Origin of the sequence: Thauera phenylacetica B4P (assembly GCF_000310225.1) — a bacterium.
Taxonomy (GTDB): Bacteria; Pseudomonadota; Gammaproteobacteria; order Burkholderiales; family Rhodocyclaceae; genus Thauera; species Thauera phenylacetica.
In genome coordinates this window covers 1-9072 of the sequence record NZ_AMXF01000172.1, presented here as the reverse complement: position 1 = coordinate 9072, position 9072 = coordinate 1, and the positions used below count along the sequence as shown (strand labels likewise).

Genomic DNA, 9072 nt, shown 5'->3' with positions numbered 1-9072 from the left:
CTGCGGGCCGCGGCGCGCCCGCCACGCCGGAAACCGCGGCGGCGGCGGGCTGCGCGGGCAGACGCCGCATGACCTGAACCGCGCCCACCGTGGCGAGCAGCCCGAGCTCCACCCACAGCACGCTCGCTGCCTGCGCGCCGCCCAGCCAGGTCAGCACGCCGGTGGCCGCGATGCCCAGCCCCACCCCGGTGTAGATCCAGCCCCCCAGCGAGGTCGCGTGCCGGCGCGCCAGCTCGGGCAGGCACCAACTGCTCGCGCACACCAGCACCCACGCGCTGAAGACGCCCGCGCTGCCCCGCAGCGCCATGCCCACCCACGGCAGCGCGGCGTTGCCCCAGGCCATCGCAAGCGTGGTCGCGGCGACGCCCACCAGCCCGACCTGCAAGCCCCGCCGCGGGCTGCGCGCAAACCACGACGCGCTGATCGCCCCGAGCAGGTAGCCGACGTAGTTCGCCGTCGCCCATTCCGTCCCGGTCACCGCGTCCAGGCTGCCGTCGCGCACCATCAGCGGCATCATCGGCGTGAAGGCGAAGCGGCCGATGCCCATTGCGATGGCGAGCGCGACGAGGCCGATGAAGACGATCGATCGGGGCGACAGGGAGGATGAAGAGTGAGGTTCCATGGCGAGATTAGACTCCGATCGGTTCACGGACGGAACGTAATGCCGACGATTCCTCGACCCCGCTCCCGGCGCGACATCGTGGCCGGTGTCGTTGCCGTAGCCGGCGTGGACATCATGGCTACGAGGGTCCGCGAGATTGAGCTCATCGGCGCGTCCGTTCAGCGGCACTTCAACGTCGAAGTCCGGATGGACTCGGAACCGGTCAAAAGCTAGAGTATCGAAAGGTATCACCACGTGATAAGAGGCCGACCATGGCAACGTCTCTCAAGATCGACGACGCGCTGAAGAGCCGCGTTCAGCACCTGGCCGCACAGCGCCGCCGCTCGGCGCACTGGATCATGCTCGAAGCCATCCAACAGTACGTCGAGCGCGAGGAAGCCCGCGAGAGCTTCACCCAGGAGGCCCTGGCGTCCTGGGCAGCGTACAAGGAAACCGACCGTCATCTGAGCGGTCAGGAAGTCCGCATCTGGTTGAACACCTGGGGCACCGCTGACGAAAGTGCTGTGCCCGAGTGCCACAAGTAATCGTCACCGAGCGCGCAGCGCAAGGTTTGGAGCGCTGCCGGCGCTTCCTGGTTGCGCGGGCCCCCGAAGCCGCCCGGCGCGCAGCACAGGCCATCGCGGGCCCGCTCCTGTTGCTGGAGACGGCCCCCGACATTGGCCGGCCGTTCCCGGAAATACCCGAGTTGCGCGAGCTGGTGATTGCCTTCGGGGACTCCGGATACGTCGCCCTTTACCGCCACGAGCCAGCGGACGACGCGGTGTACGTGCTGGCCTTCCGTCACCAGAAAGAGGCGGGTTACTGACGGACGGATGAGCGCTGCGGCTTACTCGTCGTCGCCCGCAGCCGCAGCAGCCAATGCATGTCTCGGCGCAATCGCCGAATCGCGCCACATCAGTGCCAATGGCGTTGATCAAGCAGTCGGCAAAACCGATCGCATGGCAGACTTCGCGTCGGTCCAGAACGCGTTGGGAGGGTCTGCTCGATGTCAGGTATCAACCAAACACTTGCCGAGGTGCTGGGCACGGTCCAGCGGCCAGGCGATTTTTACGTTTCGGGCAGACAGGAGATCTTCGCGCCGAGCATCAGCGTCGATGGTGTCGGTACGGTCGCCTTGCCTCTGCTGCCCCAGCAGGCGGCGGAACTGGCTGCGGTCGCCGAGCGGGCCCCCTATGGGCGTGGCCCCGACACCCTGGTCGATACCGAGGTACGACGCACCTGGCAGATCGGTGCAGAGCAGGTCCACATCAGTGGCCGACACTGGGCGGCAAACCTGCAGGCGATCGTGTCGCGCTGCGCCGAGGGGCTCGGCGTGGAGGGTCCGGTCAGCGCGGAGCTTTACAAGATGCTGGTGTATGACGAGGGCAGCTTCTTCCTCGGCCATCGTGACACCGAGAAGCTGCCGGGCATGTTCGCCACCCTGGTCGTCGTGCTGCCCTCGGCGTACGCGGGCGGCGAGTTGCTGATCCGCCATCAGGGGCGCGAGGTGTGTCTCGCGCTCCGCAGCGAGGACGCCGCCGAGGTCGCCTTTGCCGCCTTCTACGCCGACTGCTGGCACGAGGTCCGGCCCATCACCGCCGGCTGCCGCCTGGCGCTGATCTACAACCTGGTCCGGCCGGGGCGCGGCAAGCGCCTGCAGCCACCGGCCTATGACGCCGAGGTCGACCAGGTCGCCGCGCTGCTCGCGCAATGGCGGTGCGAGCTGGCGGCCGGATCGGCGCAGGTGCCGGAAAAGCTGATCTATCCGCTCGAGCACGTCTATACCTCGGCCGAGATCGCATTCGAGACGCTGAAGAACGCCGATGCGGCGGTCGGCGCCCTGTTGGTGAAAGCCGCGCGGAAAGCGCAGTGCGACCTGAGCCTGGCGCTGGTCAATATCGATGAAACGGGTAGCGCAGAGGAGGTCTATTACCGCCGCAGTCGCCACCACTACCGAGACAGCGACAGCGAAGAATTCGAGGTGGGCGAGGTCTTCGAGCGCCGGCTCGTGCTGACCGGCCTGCGTGCAGCGGACGACGCCCGTGCCGTGCTCGAGCGCTTGCTCTTCACCGAGGACGAGCTTTGTCCGCCCGACGTGTTCGCCGATGCCGAGCCGGACGAGGTGCAGTTCTTCGAGGCCACCGGCAATGCCGGCGCCACCTTCGAGCGCAGCTACCGTCGTGCGGCGCTGGTGCTGTGGCCGAGCGAACGCCGGCTGGACCTGATCGTGGCGGCCGGGCGTGATGTGTCCTTGCCCTGGCTGGCCGATCTGGCGCGGCGCTGGCAGCAGGGCGGTTCGGAGGAGCAGGTGGTGGCCGACTTGTGGCGCCAGGCGCACGAGCTTGCCGGCCGTATTGTCCGCAGCTGGCCCGAGCGGCCGAACTGGGGACGGGCGGGCGAATATGCGAGCCGCTTCCTCGAAGCGGTCCGCGTGCTGGAGGATCGCGAGGTCCTCCTCGCCTTCATCGACAAGGTGACCGTCGGCGGTGACTACGAACAGGGCGACAACGCTGGCCTCGTCTCCGCCCTCGCGCTGCTGCCTCCGCTCGAGGCCGCCGAGACGGTGCACCGCATCGTCACCGCCAATGCCGCGCGCGATCCTGCTGCCTGTGCCGAGCTGTTGCGCATGATGAGCGTGGCCCTTGGTGCAACGCACGGTGCGGGGGCCACCGCTGCCTTGCAGCAGGCCGCAGCGGACTTGATCGCGGCGCTGCCCGGACAGCCGGCGGCGATTGCCCGCGGCGCATCCGGGCAGGTACGACCGACGTCTGCGCTGGTGGTCGATCTGATGCAGGCAAGCTTCGCCCTGCAGGCGGATGGCGTCGGCCACCGCCTGGTGGCGGATGGCGTCGGCCACCGCCTGGTGGCGGATGTCCTTGCCCACCCGGACGTCTTTCCGGCGGACGAGATTCTCGTCCCTGCGGCCTTGGCGCTGCTCACGGGGACCGAAGCGCAGCGGTCCTGGCCGCCGATCCGCGAACTGAGGGGCGCATGCCGCAATCACCTGGCCCGGCGCATCGCCGAGCCGCTGCAGCCGCCCGCCGACTTCTCACGTCCCAGCCAGGTCCGCTGCCGTTGCCCGAACTGCCTCCAGCTCGCCCACTTCCTGGCGGACCCGACGCGCAAGCAGTGGGTCCTGAAGGCCGCCGAGGCGCAGCGCAGCCATGTCGAGGACTCCATCCGGCGCGACGCCTGCGATGTCGACACGGAGACCCTCCGCCACACCCGCCCGTACGAGCTGCGTTGCACCAAAAACCAGGCCAGCTACCAGCGCCGGGTCGAGCAGCGTGAGCGAGATCTGCAGAATCACGCACAACTGCTCGAATAAAGTATCTACAATGTAGATCTATTCTGGAGCAGGCAACATGCAACTCACCGTGAAGAAATGGGGCAACAGCGCGGCCGTTCGTATCCCCGCCGCCATCATGGAGGCGGCACATCTGAAGCTCGACGCCGCAGTGGATGTGCGCGAGGAAGACGGCCGCATCATCATCGAACCGTTGGCGCACAAGCGTTACGACCTGGATGTCCTGCTCGCCGGCATCACCGCCGACAACCTGCACGCCGAGGTGGGCACGGGCCCGGCGGTCGGCAACGAGGTCTGGTGATGTCGCGTACCTTCGTGCCGGATGCCGGAGACATCGTCTGGCTGCAGTTCGACCCGCAGGCAGGTCACGAACAGGCAGGACATCGGCCCGCGCTGGTGCTGAGTCCCGCGGCCTACAACGGCAAGACGGGCTTGATGCTGTGCTGTCCCATGACGACGCAGATCAAGGGCTATCCGTTCGAGGTGCGCATTGCCGGCGATACCGACAGCGCCGTACTCGCCGATCAGGTCAAGAGCCTCGACTGGCGGGTGCGGCGCGCCAAGCTGAAGGGCCGTATCAGCGCCGCCGAGCTGGCAGAAGTGCGTGCAAAGGTGATGGCGCTGGTGGGTTGATCATTGGCCGGTTGCGACAGCGGCATGCCCTTGCATGCCCCCGCCGCGTAGCCTATACGTGTGTCCTGCAGTACCCACCTTGCGCTGGCCCAGTCGCAAGACTCCCCGACCCACAACGCCGCACGCTCGCAGGACACGGACCCATGGACGAACTCAAGCTCACCTATTTCGACTTTTCCGGCGGACGGGCAGAGCCCGCACGGCTGGCCCTGCACATCGGCGGAATTCCATTCGACGACAAGCGGTTTGCGTTCGGTGATTTTGCCGAGGTCCGCAAGACCACACCGCTGGGCCAGGTGCCGACGCTTCACGTCAATGACGTGCAGGTCACCCAGAGCGACGCAATTACGCGCTATGCCGGAAAGCGGGCCGGACTCTACCCCGAAGACGACCTTCAGGCCTTGTTCTGCGACGAAGTGATGGGCGCCCTGGAAGACATCAACACAAAGATCGGGGCGACCTTCGGCATGACCGGCGATGCGCTCAAGCACGCCCGCGAGGCCCTGGCGGCAGAAGTATTGCCGCGCTATCTGCGCTGGCTGCAGAACCAGCTCGAAGCCCACGGCGGCGAATTCTTTGCAGACCATCGCCTGACCATCGCCGACCTCAAGGCCTTCGTCATACTGCGCTGGCTTGGCTCGGGCAAGCTGGACCACATTCCAGCCGACCTGGTGGAGGCGGTGGCGCCGAAGCTGGCGGCGTTTGTCGACCGGATCGCAGGGACTCCTGCCATCGCCGAGTATTACAAGTTGCGCGGCGGGTCGTGATCCGGGTCGTTGTCGATGCCGCCTCTGAGGCGGCAGGAACGTGACTCCGAGCGCACAGGCAGCCGGATTAATGGCAGACTATGCCATTACCTGACATTGCCTAGAGCACGCCATGTCCCTCAACGTCTCCTTACCCCCAGAGCTGGAAAACCGGGTGCGCCAGCACGTGGAGTCTGGCCTCTACAGCTCTGCGAGTGAAGTCATCCGCGAAGCGTTGCGATTGTTCGAGGCCTACCAGGGCGTGCAGGCGGCGAACCTGGCCAGCTTGATTGCCGACATCGCACAAGGCGTCGCCGACATCGAGGCGGGTCGGGTGCGCGAGCTCGACATGAACGAAATCAAGCAACGCGGCCGGGCCACACTGGCAACTCGGCGACCGGCGTAGCGACGGCGTGAGCAAGCTTCGACATTCCGCCAGTGCGGAAAGCGATTTGCTCGAGGCTTGGCTTTTCGTCGCCGAGGACAGCGTCGAGGCCGATGGGATCACGGTGGCGCGCGTCCTGCACCACGCCCGGGATGTTCCCGCGATCTGGAACTGGCCAAGGCACTGAGGACGCACGATGGGCATCATGCGTTGTAACGCGCCGATATAGAGGAAGCGCTCATCTGCTCGCTGGTGGTCAAAATCAACCTCCCTCTGGCCGAGCCGTACGCGGTGGGCATCTTCCCCGATGGCAGCTTAACGCCACGAGTTCAAGAATCAGGCTCCGATCAACAGCAAGGAGTCCGTCATGGAAACCCGCGAACATCGGGAAGCCTGGAACAAGGGGAAGCTGGTTGGCCAGAAGGCGCCGCTCAAACCCAAAGACATCTGGGCCATCCGCATCCATCTGCAAAACGCTCATGCAGTGCGCGACCTCGCCATGTTCAACCTCGCGATCGACAGCAAGCTCCGAGGGTGTGACCTCGTCAGCCTGCGGGTGCGCGACGTGACGCATGGAAACCAGGTGCTCTCACGCGCCATGGTCGTGCAAAGGAAGACGCAGCGGCCTGTGCAGTTCGAACTGACCGAGCCGACGCGCACGGCCGTGGCCGCCTGGATCGCGAAGGCCGGCCTGAGGTCCGAAGGCTTCCTCTTTCCGAGCCGGCTGCACGAGTCCCCCCATGTCTCCACCCGGCAGTACGCGAGAATCGTCGAGCACTGGGTGGTGGCCGCCGGCCTTGACCCGTCCGCCTACGGCACGCACTCGATGCGGCGCACGAAGGCGACATTGATCTACAAGCGCACGAAGAACCTGCGGGCGGTTCAACTGCTGCTGGGCCACTCCAAACTTGAGTCGACGGTGCGGTACCTGGGCATCGAGGTCGATGACGCTTTGGAGATTTCTGAGCAGATCGAGATCTGAACCCGGAGCGGCTGCCCGCCGAGCACCTTTGGCCAGCGGGCGGCTGCTTACGGCGATGATGTTGAGAGGGTACTGTCGGCCATGAGCTGCCCGTCCTCCTCTCCACAATCCTGCCATCCTGATGGCCGCTGGGCCTCGAAACCTGTCATTGCCTCAAGCACGTCGCTCCGCTGTCCTCATCCCTTCTGATGGACTTGTCGTGCGTCGCCGATGTCGCGCCGGGCGTGAGCGACGATGACAAGCCCCGACCACAGCGCGAGCCCGGACATCACCAGTGCAACGACAAGGTCCGGCAATGCGCTTCCGGTACCGAAGACGCCTGCCGCCGCCAGGATCACCGCGAGATTGCCGATCGCATCGTTGCGGCTGCACAGCCACACCGAACGCATGTTCGCGTCGCCCGCGCGAAATCGATACAACATCATCGCCACCCCTGCGTTGGCGAGCAGTGCGAGGATGCCGACCACGCCCATCGTAATCGGCTCAGGCGTCACGCCGTGCTGGAAGGCCCACAGGGCGCGTGCCATTACAACGGCGCCGAAAAGCACCATCGCCACGCCCTTGAGCAAGGCCGCGCGTGCCCGCCATATCAATCCCCACGACAGCACCGTCAGCGACAGCGCATAGTTGGCGGCATCTCCTGCGAAATCGAGGGCGTCGGCCCATAGGGCGACCGAACCGACTGCAAGGCCGGCGACGAATTCGACCAAGAACATCGCCGCATTCACGATCAATGCAATCCACAGTGCTTGGCGGAAGCGCGGGCTCGCTGCGCTGGCATCGCAGGTGGAGTGGGAACAACAGCCGGCCATGGTTTTCTCCTTTACGTGGGCGAGGGGTGCATCACACACCCTGTAGCCACTACAGGGTCAAGCGGTTAAGCTGTTGGGCGGTTGCAATGAGGAGATGCAGGCGATGAAGATCGGTGAATTGGCCAAGGCCGCGCACGTCGAGGTCGAAACCATCCGCTACTACGAACGGATCGGTCTGCTCCCGGCGCCTTCCCGCAGCCCCAATGGATATCGGGCCTACGCGGGTGGGCACCTTGAGCGCCTCGCGTTCATCCGCCACTGCCGGGCACTGGACATTGCCTTGGTCGACGTCGCGCAACTGCTGCGCTTCGTGGACGACCCCACAACCGACTGTGCTGAGGTCGACGCGTTGATCGACTCCCAACTCACCCGTGTCCGCGCGCGTCTCGACACCCTGCAAATGCTCGAGCGCCAACTCGTCGCCCTGCGCAGCCAGTGCGGTGCCCCCGATCGTGCGGCGCAATGCGGCATCCTGCATGAGCTCGAGGCGCCGACGCGGGGGGATGTCTGTGTGTGCCACGATGAGCATGCGCAATGATCTGCGGTTCGGTGGCGGAGTGACCACAATGTGGGGTGCGAGCGCTCCGGTACGTTCATGGTCGCGATATGCGCCGTCAGCCAACGGGCTGGGGTTAAAATCGTCGCCCATGCACCGTTGGCTTGCCATTTTCTTCCTGCTGCTCGTTCCGCTTCAGTTCGCGTCGGCGGGCCTGGAGGCGTACTGCTTGGAATCGGCCGGTTTCGCGACCAGCCACGGCGACCACCATCCACATACCTGTCAGGTGGATGAAGGCGATGAAGGGATGAAAGGGCAGCTTCACGCCGACTGCGGTTTCTGCCAGATCCTTGCGAGCGCTGCACTGCTCGATGCGGGTCGTCTGCCATTGACAGGACTGGGCCATGTCCTCGTCGACGCCGGGCGGGACTTCAACGCGTCTGCGCTGGTCACCGAGCCTGAACGCCCCAAGTGGCGCCTCGCTGCCTGAGCGGCAGCCCACCCCTGTCTTCCCCTCTTCTTCGAGTGCGCGCCGCACGGTCGCGACGGTGTGCTCCATTGCGGACGTCCGGGCGCTGCCTATGGCGTCCGCCCCTCCCGCAGCCCGGGAGCCAACCCTCGAGATCGACTCGATGCACGACAAACCAACCCAATGGTGGTGGCTGCTGGCCGCCTGGGCTGTGGCCCTGGTATCCACGCTGGGTGCGCTCTTCATCGGTGAAGTGATGGGCATGACGCCCTGCGTGCTGTGCTGGTACCAGCGCATCGCCATGTTCCCGCTCGCGATCATCCTGGGCATGGCGGTGTTCGCCGAGGACCGGCGCGGTGCGGTGTATGCGCTCCCATTCGCGCTCGCTGGTCTCGCGCTGGGCGCCTATCACAGCGCGCTGATCGCCGGCTGGGTGCCACAGTGGTGGGTGCCGTGCGGCACCGGCCCCTCGTGCAGCCAGCAGGCCCTGGTCATCCTTGGCGACATCCAGATTCCCTGGCTATCGCTGGCGGCCTTCCTCGCCATCGCCGCCGCCTTGACGATTTATCTGATAAGGACCCGTAAATGAACACACGAAAACTCCTGGCACTCGCCGTGTTGCTGATCCTCGGCCTGGCCTT

General features: G+C 65.8%; 14 protein-coding genes. 11 read left to right on the top strand and 3 right to left on the bottom strand.

Features of this window, described 5'->3' with window-relative positions:
• Positions 1-622 (bottom strand): YbfB/YjiJ family MFS transporter (locus C667_RS17020; RefSeq protein WP_004371124.1); only part of this gene is annotated, 622 nt, incomplete at its 3' end.
• A 251-nt stretch (positions 623-873) separates the two neighbouring features.
• On the opposite strand from C667_RS17020, the gene C667_RS17015 reads away from it, so the two are divergent.
• The 9 genes from C667_RS17015 to C667_RS16980 all read left to right on the top strand — a co-directional run bounded on the left by C667_RS17015 (position 874) and on the right by C667_RS16980 (position 6654).
• Positions 874-1146, top strand: a complete 273-nt coding sequence (locus C667_RS17015) for a CopG family ribbon-helix-helix protein (RefSeq protein ID WP_004371118.1) — start codon at positions 874-876, stop codon at positions 1144-1146.
• Entirely contained in the window at positions 1134-1427 is a 294-nt protein-coding gene (locus tag C667_RS17010; RefSeq protein WP_004371116.1) for a type II toxin-antitoxin system RelE/ParE family toxin, read from the top strand. Before C667_RS17015 ends, C667_RS17010 begins: the two co-directional genes overlap by 13 nt.
• A 180-nt stretch (positions 1428-1607) precedes the next feature.
• On the top strand, positions 1608-3929 hold the full coding sequence (locus C667_RS17005) for a 2OG-Fe(II) oxygenase (protein WP_004371114.1): 2322 nt from the start codon (positions 1608-1610) through the stop codon (positions 3927-3929).
• Between the two features lie 37 nt (positions 3930-3966).
• On the top strand, positions 3967-4209 hold the full coding sequence (locus C667_RS17000) for an AbrB/MazE/SpoVT family DNA-binding domain-containing protein (protein WP_004371113.1): 243 nt from the start codon (positions 3967-3969) through the stop codon (positions 4207-4209).
• A complete protein-coding gene (gene mazF, locus C667_RS16995; protein ID WP_004371112.1) occupies positions 4209-4541 on the top strand; it encodes an endoribonuclease MazF in 333 nt (110 codons plus the stop codon). Before C667_RS17000 ends, mazF begins: the two co-directional genes overlap by 1 nt.
• A gap of 143 nt (positions 4542-4684) precedes the next feature.
• Positions 4685-5308: a glutathione S-transferase family protein gene (locus C667_RS16990; protein ID WP_004371111.1), complete on the top strand. Its 624-nt coding sequence runs from the start codon at positions 4685-4687 to the stop codon at positions 5306-5308.
• Between the two features lie 112 nt (positions 5309-5420).
• The gene (locus tag C667_RS16985) at positions 5421-5693 is read left to right on the top strand and encodes a type II toxin-antitoxin system ParD family antitoxin (RefSeq protein ID WP_039921953.1); all 273 of its coding nucleotides are present in this window, start codon (positions 5421-5423) and stop codon (positions 5691-5693) included.
• Between the two features lie 7 nt (positions 5694-5700).
• On the top strand, positions 5701-5859 hold the full coding sequence (locus C667_RS25790) for a hypothetical protein (RefSeq protein WP_157302381.1): 159 nt from the start codon (positions 5701-5703) through the stop codon (positions 5857-5859).
• 180 nt (positions 5860-6039) lie between these two features.
• Complete coding sequence (locus C667_RS16980) at positions 6040-6654, top strand: tyrosine-type recombinase/integrase (RefSeq protein ID WP_004371109.1); 615 nt, start codon at positions 6040-6042, stop codon at positions 6652-6654.
• Between the two features lie 176 nt (positions 6655-6830).
• Here C667_RS16980 and C667_RS16975 read toward each other — a convergent pair whose 3' ends face one another.
• Positions 6831-7466: a cation efflux transmembrane domain-containing protein gene (locus C667_RS16975; RefSeq protein WP_002924842.1), complete on the bottom strand. Its 636-nt coding sequence runs from the start codon at positions 7464-7466 to the stop codon at positions 6831-6833.
• A 103-nt stretch (positions 7467-7569) separates the two neighbouring features.
• Here C667_RS16975 and cadR point away from each other — a divergent pair, with 103 nt between their 5' ends.
• The gene (cadR, locus tag C667_RS16970) at positions 7570-8004 is read left to right on the top strand and encodes a Cd(II)/Pb(II)-responsive transcriptional regulator (RefSeq protein WP_002924844.1); all 435 of its coding nucleotides are present in this window, start codon (positions 7570-7572) and stop codon (positions 8002-8004) included.
• A gap of 94 nt (positions 8005-8098) precedes the next feature.
• Here the strand turns inward: cadR and C667_RS26215 are convergent, their stop codons facing one another.
• Positions 8099-8521 (bottom strand): hypothetical protein, encoded by a 423-nt coding sequence (locus C667_RS26215; protein WP_039921951.1) that lies wholly within the window; start codon positions 8519-8521, stop codon positions 8099-8101.
• A 73-nt stretch (positions 8522-8594) separates the two neighbouring features.
• Here C667_RS26215 and C667_RS16960 point away from each other — a divergent pair, with 73 nt between their 5' ends.
• The gene (locus tag C667_RS16960) at positions 8595-9020 is read left to right on the top strand and encodes a disulfide bond formation protein B (RefSeq protein WP_245538487.1); all 426 of its coding nucleotides are present in this window, start codon (positions 8595-8597) and stop codon (positions 9018-9020) included.
• Positions 9021-9072 lie beyond the last annotated feature (52 nt).